At 63.9% G+C, this 23,485-nt stretch carries 21 protein-coding genes; 6 read left to right on the top strand and 15 right to left on the bottom strand.

Annotation, left to right across the window (positions count from 1 at the left end; translation table 11 throughout):
- Nucleotide 1 precedes the first annotated feature (1 nt).
- The 8 genes from M8523_RS28265 to mocR form a co-directional block, all read right to left on the bottom strand.
- Nucleotides 2-1,438, bottom strand: a complete 1,437-nt coding sequence (locus M8523_RS28265; RefSeq protein WP_282588224.1) for a cytochrome ubiquinol oxidase subunit I — start codon at nucleotides 1,436-1,438, stop codon at nucleotides 2-4.
- A 38-nt stretch (nucleotides 1,439-1,476) separates the two neighbouring features.
- The gene (locus M8523_RS28260; RefSeq protein WP_282588223.1) at nucleotides 1,477-2,190 is read right to left on the bottom strand and encodes a helix-turn-helix domain-containing protein; all 714 of its coding nucleotides are present in this window, start codon (nucleotides 2,188-2,190) and stop codon (nucleotides 1,477-1,479) included.
- Nucleotides 2,191-2,371: 181 nt separating this feature from the next.
- Nucleotides 2,372-2,938 carry a cyclic nucleotide-binding domain-containing protein gene (locus tag M8523_RS28255; protein ID WP_282588222.1) on the bottom strand — a complete coding sequence of 189 codons (567 nt, stop codon included), beginning with the start codon at nucleotides 2,936-2,938 and terminating at the stop codon, nucleotides 2,372-2,374.
- A gap of 146 nt (nucleotides 2,939-3,084) precedes the next feature.
- Nucleotides 3,085-3,801: a mechanosensitive ion channel family protein gene (locus M8523_RS28250; RefSeq protein WP_282588221.1), complete on the bottom strand. Its 717-nt coding sequence runs from the start codon at nucleotides 3,799-3,801 to the stop codon at nucleotides 3,085-3,087.
- 42 nt (nucleotides 3,802-3,843) lie between these two features.
- Nucleotides 3,844-4,674, bottom strand: a complete 831-nt coding sequence (locus M8523_RS28245) for an alpha/beta fold hydrolase (protein WP_282588220.1) — start codon at nucleotides 4,672-4,674, stop codon at nucleotides 3,844-3,846.
- A 181-nt stretch (nucleotides 4,675-4,855) separates the two neighbouring features.
- Nucleotides 4,856-6,154: an MFS transporter gene (locus tag M8523_RS28240; protein ID WP_282588219.1), complete on the bottom strand. Its 1,299-nt coding sequence runs from the start codon at nucleotides 6,152-6,154 to the stop codon at nucleotides 4,856-4,858.
- A gap of 81 nt (nucleotides 6,155-6,235) precedes the next feature.
- Nucleotides 6,236-7,972 (bottom strand): ubiquinone-dependent pyruvate dehydrogenase, encoded by a 1,737-nt coding sequence (gene poxB, locus M8523_RS28235; protein WP_282588218.1) that lies wholly within the window; start codon nucleotides 7,970-7,972, stop codon nucleotides 6,236-6,238.
- Nucleotides 7,973-8,424: 452 nt separating this feature from the next.
- On the bottom strand, nucleotides 8,425-9,933 hold the full coding sequence (gene mocR / locus M8523_RS28230) for a rhizopine catabolism transcriptional regulator MocR (protein ID WP_282588217.1): 1,509 nt from the start codon (nucleotides 9,931-9,933) through the stop codon (nucleotides 8,425-8,427).
- A 119-nt stretch (nucleotides 9,934-10,052) separates the two neighbouring features.
- On the opposite strand from mocR, the gene iolE reads away from it, so the two are divergent.
- The 6 genes from iolE (at nucleotide 10,053) to M8523_RS28200 (ending at nucleotide 16,001) form a co-directional block, all read left to right on the top strand.
- Nucleotides 10,053-10,952 carry a myo-inosose-2 dehydratase gene (gene iolE / locus M8523_RS28225; protein ID WP_282588216.1) on the top strand — a complete coding sequence of 300 codons (900 nt, stop codon included), beginning with the start codon at nucleotides 10,053-10,055 and terminating at the stop codon, nucleotides 10,950-10,952.
- A 3-nt stretch (nucleotides 10,953-10,955) separates the two neighbouring features.
- Nucleotides 10,956-11,807 carry a polysaccharide deacetylase family protein gene (locus tag M8523_RS28220; RefSeq protein WP_282588215.1) on the top strand — a complete coding sequence of 284 codons (852 nt, stop codon included), beginning with the start codon at nucleotides 10,956-10,958 and terminating at the stop codon, nucleotides 11,805-11,807.
- 78 nt (nucleotides 11,808-11,885) lie between these two features.
- Nucleotides 11,886-12,872: a rhizopine catabolism ABC transporter substrate-binding protein gene (locus M8523_RS28215; protein ID WP_282588214.1), complete on the top strand. Its 987-nt coding sequence runs from the start codon at nucleotides 11,886-11,888 to the stop codon at nucleotides 12,870-12,872.
- Between the two features lie 46 nt (nucleotides 12,873-12,918).
- Nucleotides 12,919-14,040 carry an ABC transporter permease gene (locus tag M8523_RS28210; protein WP_282588213.1) on the top strand — a complete coding sequence of 374 codons (1,122 nt, stop codon included), beginning with the start codon at nucleotides 12,919-12,921 and terminating at the stop codon, nucleotides 14,038-14,040.
- Nucleotides 14,040-14,864, top strand: a complete 825-nt coding sequence (locus tag M8523_RS28205) for an ATP-binding cassette domain-containing protein (RefSeq protein WP_282588212.1) — start codon at nucleotides 14,040-14,042, stop codon at nucleotides 14,862-14,864. Before M8523_RS28210 ends, M8523_RS28205 begins: the two co-directional genes overlap by 1 nt.
- 24 nt (nucleotides 14,865-14,888) lie before the next feature.
- Nucleotides 14,889-16,001, top strand: a complete 1,113-nt coding sequence (locus M8523_RS28200; RefSeq protein ID WP_282588211.1) for a Gfo/Idh/MocA family protein — start codon at nucleotides 14,889-14,891, stop codon at nucleotides 15,999-16,001.
- Nucleotides 16,002-16,373: 372 nt separating this feature from the next.
- Here M8523_RS28200 and M8523_RS28195 read toward each other — a convergent pair whose 3' ends face one another.
- The 7 genes from M8523_RS28195 to M8523_RS28165 all read right to left on the bottom strand — a co-directional run.
- Nucleotides 16,374-17,006, bottom strand: coding sequence for a tyrosine-type recombinase/integrase (locus M8523_RS28195; RefSeq protein ID WP_282588210.1), 633 nt, complete (start codon nucleotides 17,004-17,006; stop codon nucleotides 16,374-16,376).
- Between the two features lie 172 nt (nucleotides 17,007-17,178).
- The gene (locus M8523_RS28190; RefSeq protein ID WP_282588209.1) at nucleotides 17,179-18,732 is read right to left on the bottom strand and encodes an amidohydrolase family protein; all 1,554 of its coding nucleotides are present in this window, start codon (nucleotides 18,730-18,732) and stop codon (nucleotides 17,179-17,181) included.
- 43 nt (nucleotides 18,733-18,775) lie between these two features.
- Entirely contained in the window at nucleotides 18,776-20,587 is a 1,812-nt protein-coding gene (locus M8523_RS28185; protein ID WP_282588208.1) for an amino acid ABC transporter permease/ATP-binding protein, read from the bottom strand.
- A 61-nt stretch (nucleotides 20,588-20,648) separates the two neighbouring features.
- Nucleotides 20,649-21,509, bottom strand: coding sequence for an ABC transporter substrate-binding protein (locus M8523_RS28180; protein ID WP_282588207.1), 861 nt, complete (start codon nucleotides 21,507-21,509; stop codon nucleotides 20,649-20,651).
- 64 nt (nucleotides 21,510-21,573) lie between these two features.
- Nucleotides 21,574-22,290: a cyclase family protein gene (locus M8523_RS28175; RefSeq protein WP_282588206.1), complete on the bottom strand. Its 717-nt coding sequence runs from the start codon at nucleotides 22,288-22,290 to the stop codon at nucleotides 21,574-21,576.
- Between the two features lie 140 nt (nucleotides 22,291-22,430).
- Nucleotides 22,431-23,111, bottom strand: coding sequence for a GntR family transcriptional regulator (locus tag M8523_RS28170; RefSeq protein ID WP_282588205.1), 681 nt, complete (start codon nucleotides 23,109-23,111; stop codon nucleotides 22,431-22,433).
- Nucleotides 23,112-23,118: 7 nt separating this feature from the next.
- Nucleotides 23,119-23,485 (bottom strand): hypothetical protein (locus M8523_RS28165; protein ID WP_282588204.1); only part of this gene is annotated, 367 nt, incomplete at its 5' end.

Raw genomic sequence — 23,485 nt, 5'->3', positions numbered from 1 at the left:
CCTACTCCGCCGGCTGGATCGAGGCTTCGCCCGTGCCGGGCGGCACGGCGCCCGGCAGGCCCGGATGGATGCCCGCGGTTCGGGTCGGCAGGTCAGTGCGCACGCCCGTTTCGCCGGCCCGCGGCGGCTTGGCCATCAGGCGGAGGATGAAGAGGATGCCTGCGCCGAACACGATGAAGTAGACGACAGCGAAGACCGCGAAGGAGGTCGCGATCCCCGGAAGGCCGATCGGAGACACGCTGTCGATCGTGCGAAGCACCCCATAGACGGTGTAGGGCTGGCGGCCGATTTCCGTCGTCATCCAACCGCATAGCAGGGCGACGAGCGGCCCGAGTGATAGCGTCAGTGCCGCGCGGTGCAGCCACCGGTTGGTGTAGAGCATACCGCGCCAGCGCGCATAGAGGCTGAAAAGCCCGAGCCCGACCATGAGGAAGCCGATCCCGACCATGGCGCGGAAGGTCCAGAAGATGACCGGCGAATAGGGCCGATCGGCGGCCGGGACCTCCTTTAGGCCGGGGACGCGGCCGCTCCAGGTGTGGGTCAGGATCATCGAGGAGGCGTGCGGGATCTCGATCTTGTAGTCGGTGCGCTCTTGCTCCATGTTTGGCAGCCCGAACAGGATGAGCGGCGCGCCGTCGGGGCCGGAGGGCTCCCAGTCGCCCTCCATGGCGGCGATCTTCATGGGCTGGTGCTCAAGCGAGTTCAGCCCGTGAAGGTCGCCCATGACGATCTGGGCCGGAGCGACGATGGCGGCCATCCACATCGCCATCGAAAACATCGTGTGCACGGCCGGGGTCGCGTGGCCCCGCAGCATGTGCCAGGACGCGACGCCGCCGACGATGAAAGCGACCACGAGGTAGGACGCGAGCACCATGTGCGGCACCCGAACGAATACGGAAGGGTTGAACACCACCTGCCAGTAGTCGGTGGGGAACATTCGCCCGTCCGGGCCGATGCCGAAGCCGGCCGGCGTCTGCATCCAGCTGTTCACCGACAGGATCCAAAAGGCGGACAGGAAAGTGCCGCCGGCGACCATGCATGTGGCGAAGAAGTGCAGCTTGCGCCCAACGCGTTCCATGCCGAACAGCATTACGCCGAGGAAGCCCGCCTCCAGGAAGAACGCCGTGAGCACCTCGTAGGCCATGACCGGGCCGATCACCGGGCCGGCCTTATCCGCGTATTGCGACCAGTTCGTTCCGAACTGATAGGACATGACGAGACCGGACACGACGCCCATGCCGAAGCCGATCGAGAAGATCTTGATCCAGTAGCGGAAGAGATCGAGATAGACCTGCCTGCCGGTTCGCAGCCACAAGCCTTCGAGCACCATCAGGAAGCTGGCGAGGCCGATCGAGAAAGCCGGGAACATGATGTGGAAGGCGACGGTGAAGCCAAACTGTGCTCTCGCGAGATGGAATGCGTCGAACATTGCGATCATCCCTGGCGGTCGAGGCTGAAATGGACGAGAACGAGTGATCAGAAGGCGCGTAACGAAGAAAGCGAACTGTCGCAGACTTGGTGTGAAATGAGCGGCAGATCAGCCGCTTGATGGCTCCGTTGATCGGCCTTGGTAGGCATCGCCGTGCGATAAGCCGGCAGCCCGGCATCGCTGCGTTCCGCGACTCGGCTCCGGCGCCATTCGAACGGCGCGTTTCCCACGAGACGGCGGAACACCCTTGAGAAATGCGCCTGATCCGTGAAGCCGCATGAGAGCGCGACTTGGCTCAGCGGGTCTGTGGTCTCGAGCATCCTCTTTTTCGAGCGTTCGATGCGCCGCTTGATGATGTAGTTATGCGGCGACGTGCCGAAGCTCCGCCGGAAGGCACGTGTGAAGTAGCTCCTGCTCAGACACGTGATCCGCGCGAGTTCATCCAGACATAGCGGTGTCTCAAGCCGGCTCTCGATGTAGGCCGCGATCCTTCGGGACTGCCAAGGAGCCAAAGAGCCTCCCCGCGTCGCGTTTCTGTCGTCAATCGACTTGGCCTCGACCGCCGCCTCCAGAAGGGCCATTGCGCGTCCGAGGAAGGTGAGGGCCCGCTCCCGATCCCCGTCCAGCGCTGCGGTCGCTTGATCCATGAGCCCTGAAAGCAGGGAACCCGCATGTCGTGCGCCGGCGACACTGCCCACAACGATGTCGGAAGAGGCGGAGCAAGCTGCGTTCGGGCAGACTGTCTGTTCGAATGTAGGCATGCCGGTCAGGCCTCCATCAACGGGCGCCGCTCGCGGGGCGGCTAGCTCGGGCTTGACCAATGTTCCACGTGCATCACTGAAGAAGCGAGTTAAACGGTGTGAAAATTCGTGAATCCCGCACGGTAGACTCGGGAGCAACAATGAGCCCTCCATGGGGTTCATCAGGAGGCCTTCAACCGCTTCATCGCACGGCGAAATAGGATTTGATCCTGGAAAAGAGGTCGGGGGCGGCGATCGCGTGCGCGCCGACGCTCGCAGCCACCGAGCGCTGGAGGATACTCTGGCCGCGCCTGGCCGAAATCTCGAATGCGTGGAGCAGGTCCGGATCGGAAGCCATAAGTGGGCGCAAATCGTCTGACCGCAGCTCAAGGACAACGGCATCGGTGATTGCCTTCGCACCGGCACCGTAAGGCGCGCCCGTCAACAGAGCGATCTCGCCGATGTAGTCGTCGGGACCGATCCGCCCGACGACTGTTGATGCGCCCGCCAAGTTGCGCGCCACCTCAAAGATGCCAGACACCACGATGAATGGCGAATCGCCACTACTGCCCTCAGTGAATAAGACGTCTTCCGGAAGGAGGGTCCGCTTCAGCGTCACCGCAGCCAGCAAGGCGATTTGCTCCGGAGTTAAGGCACGAAAAAGCGGGATTGCGATGGCATCGCGCTTCTCCTCTTCGAGGCTTCGTCGCCTGACCTCTGCGCCGACGATGCCAGCCGCCCGAAACTGGCGGACGATCTGGAGCAGCAAAGTGTTGCGCGCGCTCCCGAGCGCATCCCCGTCCTTGGCAGAGAATGAGACATGGTAGGTGTTGAAGCGTCTCCCGAGTTCGCCAATCGCGACAGCGGCGGAAGGCTTCAGCAGGATCGTTGGGCAGAGCAGGAGCGCGTTGCCGATCAGGGCAATGACCTGTTCAGGGGGACGCAGGATGGGCACGGGACATGGATGGTGTCTCTCCGCCGCTTCGACGGCACGCTCCTGTTGACGATACGTGACTTCGCGGCCACGCTGTTGGGGATCATTGCGACGTCGTCCCCATCGGTCTGGATCCGGACGGACCGCCAGTTGATCTGGACGACCGTGCCTTCGGTCTGGCCGTCGATGAGAATCCGGTCGCCGACCGCGTAGGGCTGCTCGATGCCCACGGCGATACCCGAAAAGACGTCGGACAGCGAGCTCTGCAGGGCGAGGCCCAGTACGATCGCGATTACCCCCGACGTGGCGACCAGGGCGCCCACCGGGAGGCCGAAGACGGCCCCGATGATGCCGAGGGCCGCGGCCAGGTAGAGGAGACCAGCCAACAGGTCCGGCACGAGCCTGCCGCCGTGCGCGAGTGGACCGCTGCGGAAGACGTGGCGCGCGATCTCGCTGAGCAGCTTGGCGGAAAGCAGCCACCACAGGGCGACGATCGCCTGCTGTCCCAGGAGCCAGCCGGCGCTGCCGCTGAACGATGGCTTGATCGGGGTGCCGACGATACGGAATACGAAGGTGCTCAGTGTGGCAAAGAGGCAAGCGGCGGCTCCCAGTCTCTGCCAGGTAGCCTGCGCGCGCGAAGCACCCCACCAGATGAGGCAAAGCACCGTCAGGGCGGCGGCGATGATCTCGTTGGGCAAGGCCGAATCCTCACTCTGCGACCCGCGCGAGGGCCCGCGCGCTTAAAAGCTGTCAGCCTTGAGGAAGGCGAGCAGGTCGGCGTTGACCCGGTCCTTGGCGGTCGAGCACAGGCCGTGGTCGGCGCCGGAATAGACTTCTAGTACCGCGTTCGGCACCAGTCTGACCGAACGTCGGGCGGAAACGTCGATGGGCACGAACCGATCGTCGTCGCCGTGCAGGATCAAGGTCGGCCTGTCCAACCTGATCAGGTCCTCGGTGAAATCAGTCTCGGAGAACGCCTTGACGCTATCGAGTTCGGACTTCAGTCCCCCCATCATGCCCTGCATCCAGAGCGCATGGCGCAAGCCTTGGCTGATCCCGGCGCCGAGCCGATCCATCCCGAAAAATCTGATCGACAGGTCATCGAAATACTGAGCGCGGTCCTCGATCAGTCCGGAGCGGATCTGGTCGAAGGCGCTCGCCGGCACTCCGTCCGGGTTCGCGTCGGTCCTGATCATCAGGGGCGGAACCGCTCCGATCAGAACGACCTTGGAGACCCGCCGTGTCCCGTGCCGCCCGACGTAACGGGCCACCTCGCCGCCCCCGGCGCAGTGACCCACGTGCACGGCCGGCCCGAGATCGAGCGCCATGGTCAGCTCTGCAAGATCGTCCGCGTAGGTATCCATCTCGTTGCCGTCCCAGGGCTGGCTGGAACGGCCATGTCCCCGCCGGTCGAAGGCGATGCAGCGGTAACCTTCCGAGGCGAGACACAACATCTGGCTTTCCCAGGCGTCGGCCGACAGAGCCCAACCATGGCTGAAGACGACTGGCTCTCCGGCGCCCCAGTCTCTGAAATAGATCTCTGCTCCGTCTCTCGTCGTAATGGTCGTCATCGACTCACAACCTCGACCGATAGTATTCTACCTCAGGAAATGTGCAGCAATTAGGCTCGTTTTCGTAAGTCACTGCGACGCTCGTGTGGCCAAAGACCTGGCACCCGGCTCCCGTCATGCGCCGGCTGCAATAACTCCTTTTATATTTACTTGTCGAAGGATGTCCGGAACGTCACGGACCTCATGGCTGACCTGCGCTCCCGAGGTTGACCAGAGACAAAGGCGATCGAGGCTCGCCGGATCGGCCGCGGCCTGTTTCGCGCAGCAGCAGGCTGAGGAAGAGGGCCACTGCCACGCAACTCGCCCAAAACAGCGCTCCTTCGCGGAACTGTGCAATGTGATCGGAGTTCAAGCCAACGCCCGCTCCGATGAAGCGGGCGAAGACCGGGCCGATGACCGCGGTGACTGCGAAGGTGACGAAGTTAATCACCCCGACCGCGCTGCCTTCCACCCCGGCAGGGTTCACCTCCTTGATGATCGTGTAGGGGATCATCGCCGCCCCGGATCCGATGCCGACGACCAGCATGGCAGCGTAGTTGACCGGGAGGTCGGGCGTGAAAGCGATCACGAGCAAGGCGGCCAGCATGACGATTGCGCCGCCGGTCAGGGCAAATTTTCGCCTCCCGAGCGCGTCGGCCATCCAGCCCAGAAGCGGACAACCGATCGCCCATCCGAGCGGAACCATCGCGACCACCGATATGGCTCGCCCGTACTCGAAGGACCTGTCTTTCTCGAAAGCCAGGACGCCCCAAACCATGTCGCCCACGGTGGTCGGCACGAACAGGAGGCCGGCAATGATCCCGCACAGATAGGACTGAGGGTTGCCGAGCACGGTCTTGAACGGGGCGAGGATGCTGTTCGACCGTCCAGCATCGTGGCTCGGACGACCTGCATCGCGCGGCGTCGTGATGAACAGCACGACCGCGACGACAAAGCAGGCGAGTGCTGTCACGATCCAGAACCCTCTCCAATCCAATGGTCCGTGGATCAGGGGACCCACCCCGAGTTGGCCCGCCGAGCCACCCAGCATCCCGAAGGACTGCGTGAACCCGACGGCTGTAGCTAGGGCGCTACCGGAGAAGCCGCGGGTTGCGAGGAAGACCGCCCCAGTGAATGCGAAGGCCGATCCAGCGCCCTGCAGAAGCCGCCCTGTGTCGCCGATCGGCGACACAGGGACGACAAACAAGAGGCAGCCAAGGCCCAGCATCGCCAAGCCGATCACCACGGGCGTCCTCGCCCCCCACCTATCCAGGGCGGCGCCGGCGACGAGGCTGGTCACAGAATAGGTGTAGTAGTAGGTCCCGACGATGACGCTCACGCTAACGGTATCGACGTTGAACGCGGTGCTCAACTCGGGCAGCATGACGGCCGGCGCGGCGCGGACGACGTATTCGAGAAAGTAGAAGATCAGGGCCACGCCCCATGCAAGCCTATAGGCACTGGTTAGCGAGCCTGTCCTGCCTTCGCCATTAACGATCAAGTCCGTCCTCCTACTAGTTCGGTGACGTTGAAGACAGGTCGGCCCTGGCAAGGAGGCCGACACCTTGCAAAGCGCTTCGCGTCAGCGGCGCAGCAGGTTGGTCTCGGCCAGATCGATCACCTCGTCGCCGCGGCCGCTCATGACAGCTCGGAGCACCCATAAGCTGAAGCCCTTCATCTGCTCTATGCCGATGGTCGGCGGCATGGATAGCTCCTGCTTGGCCGTGACCACGTCGAGCAGCGCGGGCCCGTCATGGGCTAGCATGGCTGCAACGGCGTCGGGCAGCTCGCCCGGATCCTCGACGCGCTGGGCATGAATGCCCATGGCCCGCGCCATGGCGGCGAAATCCGGGTTTTCGAGGTCGACGCCGCTATCGACGAACCCCGACGCCTTCATCTCGAGAGCCACGAAGCCCAGCACGCCGTTGTTGAAGATCACCACCTTCACCGGCAGCTTGAGCTGCTTCAGCGAGATCAGGTCGCCCATCAGCATGGTGAAGCCGCCATCGCCCGAGAGCGAAATGACTTGACGTCCGGGCTGGGCTGCCTGGATGCCGATTGCCTGCGGCATGGCGTTCGCCATCGAGCCGTGGACCAGCGAGCCGACCATCCGCCGCTTGCCGTTCATTTCGAGATAGCGAGCCGCCCAGATCGTCGGCGTGCCGACGTCGAAGGTGAACACCGCGTCGTCGCTCGCGGCCTCGCTAACGACCTTGGCGAGGTACTGCGGGTGGATGGGCTTGTGGCCGGGCGTTCCCTTGGCGAGATCGTCGAGGCCCGCTCGGTCCTTCTTGTAATGCGCCACCGCGTGATCGAGGTGATACCGGTCGGTCTGGGTGTTCAGTCTCGGCAGGAGCGCCTCGATAGTGGCGCCGACGTCGCCGACGAGGCCAAGATCGAGCTTGGCGCGCCGGCCGAGGTTTTCGGGGCGAATGTCGACCTGTGCGATCTTCGCGGCGACCGGCAGGAACTGCTTGTATGGAAAGTCGGTGCCAAGCATCAGCAGCACCTCGCAGGCGTGCATCGCGGCATAGCCGGAGGAATAGCCGATGAAACCCGTCAGGCCGACATCGTAGGGATTGTCGTATTCGACATGCTCCTTGCCGCCGAGTGCATGGACGATCGGACTCTTCAAGGTCTCGGCGAGCCGCATAAGGGGGGAGTGGGCGCCGGCGCAGCCCCGTCCGCAGAACAGCGTGATGCGCCCGGCCTCGTTGAGGAGCGCGGCGAGAGCGTCGAGCTCGCGTTCGGCCGGCACGACGCGGGGCGTGGGCGGCAGCAGCCCGGTGTTGGGCGAGATCGCCCGCGCCGGCGCGGGGCGGAGCGCGACATCGCCGGGAACGACGATGACGGCGACGCCGCGCAGGCCGATGGCCGCCCGGATGGCGTTCTCGAGGACGTAAGGCATCTGAGCGGGGTCCGAGACCAGCTCGCAATAGTGGCTGCACTCGCGAAACAGGTTCTGCGGATGCGTCTCTTGAAAATAGCCGCCACCGATCTCGCCCGAGGGAATGTGCGCCGCGATGGCCAGCACCGGGGTCCGACTCCGATGGGCGTCGAACAGGCCATTGATGAGATGGAGGTTGCCTGGCCCGCAGGAGCCCGCGCAAACCGCCAGTTTCCCGGTGACCTGCGCTTCGCCCGCCGCCGCGAAGGCCGCGACCTCCTCGTGGCGCACGCCCATCCATTCGATGACGTGCTGCTGGCGCAGCGACTCCGTCAGACCGTTCAGGCTGTCGCCGACGACCCCGAAGATGCGCTTGACGCCGGCCTGGCTCAGCGTCTCCACGATCAGGTTAGCGATGTTGTCTGCCGTCACTGGGCGCTCCTCTGTCCGCGATTCAAACGCATGCAGATCACTCTACTTATGAATGACACTATCTGGCCGCTGTAGGATGCGCTGATGCTTAGCGCAGATAAGTTCGAGATTGAGGCTATCTGCTTTGCCGGTCGTGATCTTGAACGAATGCGCACCGACTTGAACGATTGGACGCCGCCATCGTGGCCGGATCGACATGCGCAATTCGTAATCTCTGCAGAACGGAGAATGGCTGCTTTGAAAGCCGGCTGAATAGACTCGGGAAGTCCGGGATGGGCGCACAGCTGCAAGTCTGCTCGCGGTTCCCCAAACTGGGTCGGCCCGTGGGAGACAAGCTGGTCGGCACTTCGCTGAATCTGGGTCGGCGTCATGTCTTGATCCCGCATCCGCGCCGCCATGGTGTCACCGCGCCAATTCACACGACTCGCCGCCGACTTCTTCCGCGAGCGTTATCACCCCGGGTCCGACTGGAGACTGAGCGCCAAGGGCCGTGACGCTGCTCCGTCATGCGAGCGGAATGCGGCTTCAAGGCAAAGCAAACCCTGCCGGGTGGTTGCCTCGTTGGCCGCGGCATAGCCGATCAGCAGTCCGGCGCATCCCGGCCCATGGCGGTATTGGATCGAAAGCGGCGAAACGTTCACGCCGTGACTCCGGCAGGTAGCGGAGATGGCGACATCATCCAGGCCGCCATTAAGCACGCCGAGGATCTGGATGCCGGCCTCTCCGTCGCCCAGCTGACCCCATTCCGATAGACGCGCCTCCCACAGGGTTCGAAACACCTGTCGTCGCTGCGCATAGATCCGGCGCATGCGGCGGAGATGGCGCGCCATGTGACCCTGTTCGATGAAATCCGCGAGCGCGGCTTGCAACAGCAGCGGCGCGAATTGGCCCGTGATGCTGATGGCCCGTGTGACGCCGGGCACGAGATCATGCGGCAGGACCATGAAACCGACCCGCAGCGCCGGGAACAGGATCTTGGCGAAGGTGCCGAGGTAGATCACTCGCTGCGAGCGGTCCGCCCCCTGCATCGCCGGGATCGGCTGACCCTGGAAGCGGTATTCGCCGTCGAAATCATCCTCGATGATCCAGGCGCCTCGGTTCTCCGCGATCTCGAGCAGACGCAGGCGCTGCTCCATCCGCATCGTCGCCCCGAGGGGATGCTGACAGGAGGGGGTGACATAGACAAGGCGCAGCCTCTGGTGCGCCGGCGGGTCGAGCGCCCAACCCCCGGCATCGACGTCGAGGGGAAGCAGCTTCGCACCGGCCGCCACGAAGGCCGATTGCGCGCCGTAATAGCCGGGTTCCTCCATCCACACCGCGTCGCCCGGATCGAGCAGCAGGCGCGCCAGCAGATCGAGGGCCGCCTGGGCTCCGGTCGTCACCACGATCTGCTCGGGCGCGCAGAGCACGCCGCGGGCCGCCTTGAGGTAGGCGGCGATGGCCCGCCGCAGAGCCGGATGGCCCGCCACATCGTAGGTGCCGAACAAGGTTTCGCCTGCATGGCTGGCCCGGCGGCTGAGCAGCCGGCTCCAGGTCCCGAACGGGAAATAATCGGCGTCCGGCATCCCCGGATGAAAGATCATACGGCCCGGTTCACCGTGGTGAACCGGCTGCCGCGCCATCAAGGAGCCCCGGCGGGACAACGGCTGATGGGCTTGGGCGGTCTCGATAGTCGCCGCCTTGGCTACGCCGGTCGGCAGGTCCACCACTCTGGGCCGAGCCCCGGGCCGATTGAGGAGATACCCCTCCGCGGTGAGCTGGTCATACGCCGCCGTGACCGTATTGCGTGCCAAGGCGAGGTCCAGGGCCATTGCGCGGGTCGAAGGCAATGCGCTTCCGGGCGGCAATGCGCGGTCAATGATGAGAAGACGCAGCGCCTGATAGAGCTGGCGATGCAGCGCCACGGAGCCCGAACGATCGAGCCGGAGAGCGTCCAGCGGAAATGATGCTTCTGCGGCCATGGACACCATCTCCGACCTACGAGACGTCTAACTGGCACCAATCAAAGCCGAAAAACTGGATCTCGCAAAGGTATCAGAATGGCGAGACACTGATCCGGTCTTGGATCCGGATGTCTGCGATGAGCGTCAAGATCGGCATCAACCCAATTACCTGGACGAACGACGACGTTCCATCGCTCGGCGGGGACACTCCCCTCGAGCAATGCGTCGCCGAGACACGCCAGGCCGGCTATCGCGGCACCGAACTCGGCGGAAAATTTCCCCGCACCAGTGACGCGCTGCGAACCGTTCTGGCCGAACACGATCTCGAACTCGTCTCCGGCTGGTATGATGGGCGAATCCTCGAACGCGACGTCGACGCCGAGTTCGAGGCCGTGCTGCCTCATCTGACCTTGCTTCGCGATCTCGGCGCCAAGCATGTCGTCTACGCCGACACCTCCCGCGGCCGGCACGATGCCATCTTCCGCCCCTTTTCGGAGCGGCCCCGGCTCACAGAAGACGAGTGGCCCGCCTACGGAGCCAAGATCACCGCCTTGGCCGAGCGCATGCGCGACTTCGGCGTGGCCATGGCATTCCACCACCACATGGGAACCATCGTCGAAAGCGACGCCGAAATCGACGCGCTGATGGCGCATAGCGGCGAGGCGGTGGGGCTGCTGTACGATACCGGCCATTGCGCCTTCTCCGGCGGCGATCCGGTGTCTCTCCTCGATCGTCACCTCCGTCGCGTCGTGCATTTCCATTGCAAGGACGTGCGGCCCGACGTGCTGGCCCGCGCCCGCAATGCCGACATGAGCTTCATGGACGCCGTGATGGCGGGGATCTTTACGGTCCCGGGCGACGGCGTAATCCCCTATGCGGCCCTGCTGCCGAAGCTCGCGGAGGCGGGTTATGCCGGCTGGCTGGTGGTGGAGGCGGAACAGGATCCCGCAAAGGCCCACCCTCTGACCTATGCGACGATGGGCTATCGGAATCTCCTGGCCGCAGCCAAGGCGGCCGGCCTCTCGGTGGAGGTCTAGCCGATGAGCCCTGAGCTTCCAAAACTGGTCATCAACATCGACGATCTCGGCATGTGCCATGGCGCCAACGCGGCCTATCTGGCGCTGTTCCAGGCCGGCCGCTGCGACTCGGGATCGGTGATGGTGCCGTGCCCTTGGTTTCTCGAGATCACCGCGGCGGGCGTGGCCGATCCCGCACTCAAGCTCGGCGTGCATCTGACCATCACGGCCGAGAAACGGTTCTATCGCTGGCGCCCGCTGACCGCGCCGGGACCAGGTTCCGGTCTCGTCGATCCGCAGGGCTACTTTTGGGGCTCTGTGCCCGAGGTCCGGCGACGGGCCGACCCGCAGGCGGTCGAAAAAGAACTCCGCGCGCAGATCGATGGCTTCCTCGCCGCCGGTCTGACGCCGACGCACCTCGACGCGCATCAGGGCGCCGTCCTGGCCCCCGAATTCGCGCCGATCACGATCGCACTTGGCCGCGAATACGGTGTGCCGATCCTCTTCCCGCGCACCATCGACGGCTATGGCCCGATCCACAATCTCGGGCCGCTCGACCCCGCAATCTACGCCGATCGCGCCGCCGACCTCGCCCGATCTGGCGCGCTCCTCGTCGATCGCGTGCTCGAGACTCCGTGGCATCAGGACGGAACGGCCGAGGATCGCTACCGCGCCCTGTTCGCGGAGATCGGACCCGGCGTGAATTTCATGGCGCTGCATGCCAATGCGCCCGGCGAGATCGAAGCCATCGAGCCGGCCTCGGCACGGATCCGCACCGACGAATACGCTGTCCTCGGCGCGTCGGCCTGGATCGACGATCTTGAGGTCGAGCGCGGAACGCTGAAGGACTTTAGCATGGCCTTGTCCGCGTCTTGAACGCGAACCGTGCGTTTGCGTCTGCGGGCGAGCGCACGGTTGGGATCGACCGCAGTCGCATCACGGGAGATGAGAATTATGTCGATGGGGTCCCTGAAGAGCATTCGGTCGTTCGTCGCCGCGGCGACGATCACCTCTGTAGCGGCATGCAGCGCTTGGTCGCCAGCTTTGGCGCAGGCTAAGAACATTGAAGACGTGCGCATCGTCTTCGTCACGCACGGCCAAGCCAACGATCAATATTGGACGGTGGTCAAGAACGGCATGATGGCCGCCGCCGCGGCGCTCAAGGTGAAGGTCGACTACCGGGCGCCCGAGACCTTCGACGTCGTCAAGATGGGCCAGCTGATCCAGGCCGCGACCGCCTCCAAACCCGACGGGCTCGTCGTTTCAATCCCGGACCCCACGGCGCTTGAAGCCCCGATCGAGGCGGCCAAGGCGGCCGGCATCCCGGTCGTCGTGATCGACTCCGGCGAGGAGCAGGTCAAGCCCTGGAAGCTCGACCTTTTCGTCGGCGGCGGGTCGGAATATGACAATGGCAAGCAGGCCGGCGACATCATGGGGAAAGCGGGGGTCAAGGAGGCCATCTGCATCAATCACGAGGTGGGCAACGGCAGCCTCGACCAGCGCTGCCAGGGCTTCACAGACGGCCTGAAGCCGCTGGGTGGGACGGTGTCGGTGGTGGCCGTCACGCTCGATCCGACCGACTCGGTGCGCCGTGTCGAGGGTTATCTGACGGCTCATCCGAACGTGAACGGTGCGCTCATGCTCGGCACGTCATTGGCTGGTCCGATGCTCACCATGTTCGACGAACGCGGCTACGCGAGCAAGCTCAAGGTCGGCACCTTCGACCTCGCGCCCGAGGTGCTCGACGCGCTGAACACTGGCAAGATGATGTTCGCGATCGACAACCAGCAATATATGATGGGCTACCTGCCCGTCGTGTTCCTGACCATGAAGGCACTCTACAAAACCTTTCCGACCGCCGACGTGATGACCGGTCCGGCCTTCGTCACCAAGGCGGACGCCGCGCCCATCAAGACCCTGAGCGACCAGGGCATCCGTTGACATCAGGCGGCGGCTTCAGCCGCCGTCGCGTTGCGAGAGCGATAGCATGTCGGATGCAGCCGTGAACCTTTCCGCGGGAGACGCCGCGCAGCCGGCAAGCCGCTTCACCCGCATGATGAAGCGGAGCTTGCGCCGGCCGGAACTCGGCTCGTTCGGCGCGACCATCTTCGTCTTCCTGTTCTTCGCCGTGACGGCGGGGAACAGCGGACTCTTCAGCGCCCTCGGCATCGTCAACTTCCTGCAGGTTTCAGCGCAACTCGGGATCCTGGCGGCGGCCGTGGCCCTGCTGATGATCGGCGGCGAGTTCGACCTATCGCTCGGCTCAATGATCGGCTTCGCCGGCATCGTGATCGGCATCGCGGTGACGCAGTTCCATCTGCCGATCTGGCTTTCGGTGGTGATCGCCTTCGGCGTCGCGATCCTGGTCGGCACGGCCAACGGCATGCTGGTGACGCGTACCCGGCTGCCCTCCTTCATCGTCACGCTGGCCGGCTATTTTGTGCTGCGGGGCCTCAGTCTCGCCACCACCCGCGCGCTGACCGGCCGAACCCAGATCCCCTACATCACCAGGAACACCACCGAGACGGCCTTCGTATCGCTGTTTGGCGGCAAGTTCGGCGGTCCGCTCTTCACCTGGCTCGGACACATGGGCTGGATCGGTATCAAGGCCGACGGAACACCGCTCGTGTCCGGCATTCCGATGTCGGTCGCCTGGTGGCTCGGCCTCACGGCTCTGGCGACGTGGATCCTGGTCAAGACCGAGTTCGGTAACTGGATCTATGCGGTTGGGGGCGACGCGCAGGCGGCGCGCAACGTCGGCGTGCCGGTCGGCCGGGTCAAGATCCTGCTGTTCGTCGGCACAGCCTGTGCGGCGACGCTGTTCGCGGTGATCCAGGTGCTCGAGACCGGATCGGCCGACACGCTGCGCGGCACCCAGAAGGAATTCGAATCCGTGATCGCGGCGGTGATTGGTGGCAACCTGCTGACCGGCGGCTACGGATCGGCCATCGGCGCCATGTTCGGCGCGCTGATCTTCGGTACGGTCGAGATGGGCATTTTCTACACCGGCATCGATACCGACTGGTTCATGGTCTTCCTCGGCCTGATGGTCGTGCTCGCCGTCCTGTTCAACAACTTCATCCGCCGCAAAGCCACGGAGGCACGCTGATGGCATCCCCGGAGTCTGCGGCAAACCCGCCGCTGATTGAACTCGACGGGGTCGGCAAGAGCTTCGGCACGGTCACGGCGCTCGACGGCATCTCGATCGTGGTGCGGCACGGCGAGGTGCATTGCCTGCTCGGCGACAACGGCGCCGGCAAGTCGACCCTCATCAAGATCCTGTCCGGCGTGCATCAGCCCACGGCCGGCACGCTGCGGATCGACGGTGCGCCGACCATGCTGCAATCACCCCGCGAGGCGCTCGATCGGGGCATTGCTGCCGTGTTTCAGGATCTCGCGATGATCCCGTTGATGAGTATCACCCGGAACTTCTTTCTCGGCCGCGAGCCGGTGCTCGGCCGTTTCCTCACCCGCCGCATCGACATGAAACGCGCTGACGCTATCGTGTTCAGCGAACTCGCCAATATGGGCATCACCGTGCGCGATCCGCAGCAGGCCGTCGGCACCTTGTCGGGCGGCGAGCGGCAGTGCGTTGCGATCGCGCGAGCCGTCTACCACGGGGCGCGCGTGTTGATCCTCGACGAGCCGACCTCGGCGCTCGGCGTCCATCAGGCCTCGATCGTGCTTCGCTACATCGCGCAAGCGCGTGCACGCGGCATCGGGGTCATCTTCATCACCCACAACATCAACCACGCCTATCCGATTGGCGACGTCTTCACGCTGCTCAACCGCGGCCGCACCCACGGCACGTTCCGCAAGAGCGAGATCACCGAAGCCGAGGTGCTCGACATCATGGCGGGCCGTCGCGACCTCAAGAGCCTGCAGGTCGACCTCGATCGTCTCACGGCCGAGAACGCCGTCCGCCTGCACTGACCGCATCTATCGCAAGGAACATCCATGACGGAACGCCTCAACATCGGTGTCGTAGGCGGCGGCTTGATCGCGCAGGTCGAGCACATCCCCAATCTCCTGGCCCTAAGGGCAAAGTTCAACTTGGTCGCCGTCAGCGATCCCTCCGCGACCGTGCGGGCAGGCCTCGCGGAGCGCTTTGGGGTAACAACCGTGATCGATGCGGCCGATTTGCTCGCGCTCAACCTCGATGCCGTGCTGATCGCGGCGCCCGATCCCTGGCATGCGGATTTGGCTAGCCGCGCCATGGAAGCAGGCCTCCACGTCTTCTGCGAAAAGCCGCTCTGCTACGGGCTTGCCGAACTCGATGCGCTGATCGCGACCCAGGCCCGCACCGGCGTCGTTCTCCAAGTCGGCTACATGAAGCGCTTCGATCCGAGCTACGAGGCCGCGCTCGACTTAATTGGAGGCAAGGGCGAGCGGCTGCGCTATCTGTCGGTGGAAGTGCATGACCCCGATGCCTGGCCCTTCGTGGCGCACCAGCCGCTCGTCGTCGGCACTGATGTGCCTCAAAGCCTGATCGCCATGACGGGCGAGCGCCGCCGAACGCAAGTCGAAGCTGCGCTTGGTTTCATCCCGTCCGAGACGATCTTCCGCGGCTTCGCGGGCGCCTATTGTTCGGCGCTCGTCCACGACGTGAATGCGGTGCATGGGCTGCTCGATGGCCTGGGACTGTCTCCTGGGCGCGTCAAGGGTGCGGCGCTGTTCGCCGGCGGGTCCGGCGGACAGGCCGCGGTCGATTTGCGAGACGGCGAAGCGCTTTGGACCATGACCCATGTGGAAGTGCCCAAGGTAGCCGACTATGCCGAGCGCATTTCCCTCTATTTCGAAGACGAGATCGTCGAACTCGTCTTTCCGGCCCCCTATCTCAACCATCATCCGACCCAACTCCTGCACCGCCGCTCGACAGGCGGTCGTCTTGAGTCGATCGCAATACGTCCAAGCTTCGAGGAAGCCTTCGCGCGCGAACTCGATCACTTTTGGGCTTGCATCGTCAGGGGCGCTTTACCTCGAAACACAGTGGTCGAGGCCAGGCGCGACCAATCGCTTCTGATTGCCATGGCGGGCGTAGCCGCAGCACCGGGAAAATGTCCAAACTAATCGAGGCGTCGAACTGCCATTGCGCGCTCGCTCCCGGCCGGCCGCGCCCAGTCTGGGCCTGGAGGTGGGTCTCTCCGGGTCAGCATTGAAATATCAAAAATGATGACCTGCGGCGCACGCGGTCCGCTCTTGGTGTCGACCAGTCAGTGGTGCAATTATGATTCGTAAGCTTCGCGCTTCATGACTTTGGTCCTGGCTTCAGCAGCCGTGGCGCTCCCCGAAGCCGATGGATTGGGAGCTTGACACGGCCTGCTTGCAATCCGCCTGTGTTAGGAACGTCTGCTTTAAGTAGCGGCCCCCGCGAGCGCTGAACGGCGTGGATGGGCGCGAAGGCGCAGCCGAGATCCAGAAGGTGGGCTGCGCCTCCTACGTTCAGATCTCGGTACGTTCAGACAAGGTCAGCGCGTCTTCGACATCCACGCCGAGATAGCGCACCGTGCTCTCGATCTTCGTATGCCCAAGAAGTATCTGCACCGCGCGCAAGTTGCCGGTCTGCTTGTAGATGATCGACGCCTTCGTTCGCCGGAGTGAATGGGTTCCGTAGTCGTCTGGCCGCAACCCAATTCCAGTCACCCACTCGTCGACAAGCCGTGCATACTGGCGGGTGCTCATGTGCCGGGCATGGTCGATCCGGCTCGGAAAAACGAAGTCGTCGAGTGATCCGCCTCGACGTTCGAGCCAAGCCAGGATGCTGCCCCGAGCTGACTCGAGCAGCTCAAATCTAACAGGCCGGCCGGTCTTCTGCTGGACCACGATCGCGCGGTTTCGGACCCGGCCGCCAACGACGAGGTCGCTGATTTTGACCTTCACGACATCGCAGCCACGCAGCTTGCTGTCGATCGCCAGGTCGAACATGGCGCGATCACGTAACCGGTCTTCCCGACCAAGCCAGAACCGAACGGCCCAAACTTGCTGCGGCTTTAACGCTTGTTTGGCGCCAAGTTTTCGGCCGGCATTCCAGGGGCGCCGTTCTTTGAAGCCTGGATCGAATTCTGAATGTCCCATCGTTGATCTCCCACGGCCGAAAGCGGCCGTTGGTAGAACAGGCAAGCAGCCACAGACTGGAGAGCATGGCCGGAAGGGGAACGTCTGGTTCGGAACGTGGCAGACGAAGCAGCGGACGATGATTGAAGCCGCCCCCGATCGGCAGGATCCAGTTTCGCTCGCGCCTCTCCGCTCAGCGATCCCTCAGAAGACGATTGAGGCCGACGTCTTGCTGATCGAGCTGGCGGTTCGCCGCCAGAAGATAGGGGATCGCGGGACGGTTCGCGCTTTCGACAGCCGCGTAGTGGCGCCGAAAGGCCGGCATCAGGTCATCGAGGTCGGCACGCAGGGTCGCTTCGTCGACGCTGAGGATCCGGCCGTCGCGCATGATGATACGGCCGTCAACGATCGTGGTCCGGACGCCTCGCCCGCATTCGGCATAGACAAGTTGTCGGGCGGCGCTGTTGAACGGCAGATAGGCGACATCGCTGAGGTCGAGCAGCGCCAGGTCGGCGCGGAACCCTGGCGCGATCCTGCCAATCTCGTGCTCCAAGCCCGCTGCCTTCGCGCCCCCGATCGTGGCGGCCTGTATAGCGTCGGCGGCATGTACGCCAGTGGGGTTCGGGTCCGTCACACCCGCCAGCAGGCACAGCATTTTCATCGCCTGAAACAGGTTCTGACAATCTCCGCATGAGCAATTGTCGCAACCGAGCGCGACGTTGATTCCCGCGTCCATCACGCATCGCATGGGCGCAATGCCGCTTTTGAGCTTGAGATTGCTAATTGGGTTATGGGCGAGGCTCACCCCGCAGCCGGTGAGGATCTCCATCTCATCAGGCATCAGCCACACCCCATGTGCAATCGTGGTGCGATGCTTGAACAATCCCACCCGCTCGAGGTAGCGGATCATCGAGCCGCCGTCCTCGCCGTAGATCTCGCGCGCCTTCGCGGTCTGCGCCTTGGTTTCGTACACATGGGTGAAGATCGGCAAGCCGTGCCGTCCCGCAATATCGCAGACCCCGTCCAGCAAGGCCCGCGACGAGCGCTGCGGTCCGGACGGGCTGACCGCCCAGCTGAAGCGTGGTCCCGCGGGTCGGCGCGCAATTTGGCGATCGACGAAATCGATTTCGGTCGCGGGATCGTTTGGGCTGCCCGTGATGATCGCCAGCACCTCGGGCGGCACATCCGGCGGCAGGAACGGCGCGATATCGAGCGCCGCGAGATCACGCATCGCAATGGAGAACACCACCCGAATGCCAACCTCGGCATAGGCGGCCAGAATCGTGTCGAGCGTGTCCTCGTCGCGCGGCACGAGCGTGTTCATGTCCTGGATCGTTGTGATTCCATTGCGCAGCGCTTCCAGGGCGCCGACGAGCACGCGGGCGCGGAGTTCGGCCTTGCTCCGCTTGCCGAAATAGACCGGCTGGGAATGCAGCGCCCAGACGTCAAACGGCATGTCTTCGAGCATGCCCTTCTGCAGCACATCATAGGAATGATAGTGGGCATTGATGAGACCCGGGATGACGAGATGGTCATGCGCCTCGATCACCACCGGCGCGTCGGGTTCGCCCCGCCTGGCCGACGCGACCAGCGTGCTTTTCATCTCGAGATCGGCGTCGGGCGTCGTGACGGAAGAGATCCGGTTGCCCTCGATGAAGATGTCGCGCACGGGCGGCTGGTGAATGTCGCCGTTATGGTCGTAGACGCGTCCGCCACGGATCAGGATGCGGGAGGGTTCGCGGGTCATCGGGTGTGTCGCTCTTCTCAAACGGATTGCGTGAAAGCCCGCGTCATGCGGGCGTCGCCGAGACGTCGGCGCCTCGCTCGACCATTCGCAGGAAGCGCTGCGTGCGCTCCTCCTTGGGGGTACGCAAGACGATGTTCGGCGGCCCCTGCTCGACGATGCGGCCTTCGTCCATGAAGATCACGCGGTCGGCGACGTCGCGGGCGAAGGCGACCTCGTGCGTCACGACAATCATCGTCATGCCGGCATCGGCAAGGCGACGCATCACGCTCAGCACCTCGCCAACTAGTTCCGGGTCGAGCGCCGAAGTCGGCTCGTCGAACAACATGAGCCGGGGCGAAGTCGCGAGCGCCCGTGCGATCGCAACGCGCTGCTGCTGCCCGCCTGAGAGCCGATGCGGCAGCTTGTCGACATGTTGGCTGAGGCCGACGGCGGCCAGAAGCCCGAGCGCGATCTCGCGCATCCTGTCCGCCGGCTCGCGGTGGACGTGAACTGGCGCCTCCATGACGTTTTCGATCACGGTAAGATGCTGGAACAGGTTGAAGTGCTGGAACACCATGGCGATCCGGGCCCTGGCCCGCGCCTTTGCGAGGTCGCGCGTCGGCCGCAGGACCGCGCCCCGCTTTTCATAGCCGACATAGCGCCCCTCTACCTTGATCTCGCCGTGATCCAACACCTCCAGATGGTTGACGAGGCGAAGCAGCGTGCTCTTGCCCGACCCGCTCGGCCCCATGATGACGACGACCTCGCCGCGTTTCACTTCAAGGTCGATACCGCGCAGGATCTCGCGGTCCCCGTAGGATTTCTGGACGTTGAAGCAGGTGACGAAGGGCTCGGCGGCGGGGTGCTCGGGTTGGGATGTCACGCCGATCGCTCGAAGAGCGGTCGAAAGGTCGATGCGGCTTGGAGGCGTTGCGCCAGAGGTCGACCGGTGGCGCGGCCGGGTGCGGGCGACCGCGGTGGCAAGCAGCCCGCGCCGTCTTTCCTGGCGACGCTCCAGGTCGTAGTGCCGCTCTAACCATATCTGCACGCCGGCGACCGCGCTCGTCATTACGAGGTAAATAATCCCCGCAGCCGCGAAGACGACGAAGAACTTGAAATTCTGCCCGACGATCTGCTGGCTTCGAAATGTCAGCTCGTTGACGAAGATGATGGATGCGATCGACGTGCTTTTGATGACGCTGATCGTGTCGTTGGCGATGCTGGGCAGGATCGCCCGCATGGCCTGGGGCATGATGATCCGCCGCAGCGTCAGCATCGGCCCCATGCCGAGTGAGGTCGCCGCGATACTTTGGTCGCGGTTGACCGACAGGATGCCACCGCGAATGATTTCGGCGCTGAAGGCTGCCTCGTTCAGCGCGAAGCCAAGCACGGCCGTCGAATAGATATCGAGCTTGATCCCGAAACTTGGCAAGGCGTCAAACAGGAAGACGAGCTGCAGCAGGGGCGGCGTCCCGCGAATGAACCAGATATAGGTCCAGGCAAGCCCATTGATCACCTTGAAACGCGACATGCGCAGAAGCGCGAGGCCAAGGCCAAGCGCGGTGCCCAGCACCATCGCAACACTGGCGATCTCCAGCGCGACCAGTGCTCCCCGTAGGAGAAAGGGATCGACAAGGTAGCCGAGCATCTCCTGCACGGCCTCGATGCTGAATTTCGAGCTCGTGGCGGTGGAGACGGCCACGGGTGCAGTCGCGGCGGGCACCGGGGGGACGGCGACAGAGTGGGTCGGCGGGTTCTGGGCAATGGGCTTGGCGCAGCCGACGATGCATCCTTCGTCGGCAGGCGCGCTAGTCTGCGACAAGGCGGGAAGGTGCGCCAGGACGAGCCAAGCGACGGCGAGCATCAGTGTTTTCATGTGACCCCCCGCCTTCTGCGCTCATCAGCGGACCCAGCCATGGCCCGGTGGCCGATCCTTCCTACTGCTTGCGAATTTCAACCGGAAATACGAGGGCTGGGTCGAGTCCGTATTTGACGAAGATCGCCTTTTGGCTGCCATCCGCCTGCGCGATTGTGAGCGCATCGGCGATGGCCTGGAGCAGCACCGGTTCACCCTTGTTCACCGCCGCTCCGATGTGCAGGTCGCTCTGGATCGAAAAGGCGAGCTCCAACTGCGGTTCCTTGCTGATCAGATAGGCAGCTTGGCCGAGATCGTTCATGATCACGTCGATGCGCCCATTCATGACCTCGCGGTCGCCTTGCGCCTCGTCGCCGAACGTCAGGAGGTTCACGTCAGGCTTGCCGTCTTTGACGCATAGCTTGCCCTGAGCGCGGAAGGCCGCCTCCTGAACGGTGCCCAGCATGGCACCGACATTCATGCCGCAAACGGCGTCAAGCGATGTCACCTTCTTCGGATTGCCCTTCTGGACGAGGAACCCCGTGCCGGCGGATTCATAGATGACGAAATCGACCTGCTTGCCGCGGGCCGGCGTGTAGAGCAGCGAGTCCCACATCACATCGTTGCGGCCCTCCGTGACAGAGGTGATGAGGCCCGCGAAGGCGCCGAGATTGGGTTTCCACGGCACCCCGATGCAGGCAAAGACCTCGTTCATCAGGTCCGCGTCGGCGCCGATGATGTGGTCGAGGTTTTTGGGGTCGGGGTAAGTGTAGGGTGCCTGCGCCGCGGTCAACCCGACGTTGACGGTCTTGCCAATGAGTGCCGGGTAGCGCTCGGCCAGTTTATCGGGCGCGCATTGCTGCGCTGCCTGTACAGTTCCTAAGCCAGCCGCGGTTGCGCCGAGGGTCAGCATCGCAAGAACGCTCAAAGCACGTATCGTCATGTCAGCACTCCTTCTAGGGATCGGCATCGGTTTGGCCCGCCCGGTCTACAGGGCGTCGGCAGCGTCAAGCGGTATCGTCGCCGAGCACCAGGGCTGCGGCGCGCACTGGGCAGCCGGTACCGCCGACGGTCTTCATCGGAAAAGCTTGGAACAGGAAGGTCTTGCCGACGAGTTGGTCGAGGTTGCAGAGCTGCTGCACCATGCAGATGCCATTGGACAGCCAAGCGAGGTGGGTCGGTTCCCACCACTCGTCGGGATTGTCCATGCCAACAAGGTCGGTCGCAAACAGCGAGACCTGGCGCTCCACCATCCACATCGCGGTCTCGGCGGGGACGTATGGCCGTAGCCGGTTCATGTCCGGCCTGCCCCAAAACTTGTCGACACCGGTCCAGCAAACGAGAGCCGTGCCCGGCCCCACACGCTGGCCCGAGCGTTCTTCCGCGGCCTCGAAATCGGCGACGGTAATTGCTTCCCCGTGACCCTTTTGGGTGAAGTCGAGCAGGTGGCCGGGCAGCAACAGTTTCGTCAGCGGCACCTCGTCGATCGCCGCGCCATCGTCGACGAAGTGGCGGGGGACGTCGATATGCGTCCCGTTATGCTCGGACACAAGGATCATGCGGGACGCGACGCCCATCTTGCCTTGGCTCAGGGTCCGGGTTTTGGCGAGCGTGTCGATGACCGGAAAGGCCGTCGTCCAGCCGCCCATGTTGAGCATGCCCTCGCGGATCTCGTGGCTGAGGTCGACGACGTCGACGATCGGGTTTGGGCGTGCGACGGCCATATCAAGCTCCGCGAACGGTTGGGTTCGCTGATCATGAGCAAGCTCCGTGCCACCAGCCGGCGTCGATTGGATCCAATGTTTCGACAAGATCGGATCCAATCTTATGCAGAAAGCCTTTTCTGAAACAGATTGGCTTTCGCTTAGACAGGCGGGTTGCGTCGCTCGAAAATGGCAGCCAGCTTGGCGGCTGGGTCGCCGATGTGGCGCTTCAACGTCCGGCGTGCCGCGGACAGATCGCGGGCGCGGCAGGCTGCCAGAAGTGCGCGATGCTCGTCTTGCGAGCGTCGCCGGCGGTCGAGCCTCGCGTGCTCGACGGCAAAATACCGATCGTAGGCGTCATAAAGCGTCTCGATCTGGCGACGCAGGCGGGTGCCCGGCTTAATCCCGTAAAGCGCCATGTGGAAGCGGCGGTTGAGGCTGGTGAAGACGGTCAGGGCTTCCGCATCGTCAAGCGCCACGCAGATCGCCTCCGCCTGATCAAGATGGCTCATATCAGACGACGCAAAGGAGCGTTCGAGCGCGAGGTTCTCCAGCGCCACGCGCATCTGCGCGATCTCAAAAATATCCTCTGTCGAAAGCGTTGCGACGACCGCGCCGCAATGTGGCACGAAGTCGATCAGGCCCTCGGTCTCCAGTCGGCGTAGGCTCTCGCGGACCGGCATGCGGCTGACGCCGAGTTCGGCGGCCAAAAGGTCTTGCCGCAGCGCCGCGCCACCGGGGATGACGCCATCGACGATGGCCGCGCGTAACGTCTCCGTCACTGCGGACGCTGCCGTCCGGTGGCGCGCGCGGACCTGATCCAGAAGAGGTCTGAGTTCCATGACGATGTCATTCGCAGAGCCGTGAGGATTTGGCCAGATCGTCTCTCTTGAACAATCCGGAAGCGAGGTGGGTGAACAGGCCGGCCGTGCGCCCTTGCGGCACGGCAGTTTGCGGAAAAACGCACGAGCATTTGCCAAAGTTGGACTCGCCTTCCGTTCTCGCTCGACAGCCGGATTGGCGCCGGCCGGCATGGTGTCGTTGGCTTCGTGCGAGTAAGCCGCAGAAAAGCGCGGGCGACATCATCCACATCGGGAAAGGCGGTCGCGCTTGAGCTGTTTTGGGAGCCAGCGCGTCTGAGAGTCTGTCCGAAGTCATATCTTTTTCTGGCAGAGCTTTCGCAGCATGAGTCGAATAGACGCCAGTTGTAAGAAGG

Source organism: Lichenifustis flavocetrariae, assembly GCF_026130545.1.
GTDB classification, from domain to species: Bacteria; Pseudomonadota; Alphaproteobacteria; order Rhizobiales; family Beijerinckiaceae; genus Lichenihabitans; species Lichenihabitans flavocetrariae.
Note: the sequence above shows the minus strand (reverse complement) of the source record. Positions and strands in the feature narration are given on the sequence as shown.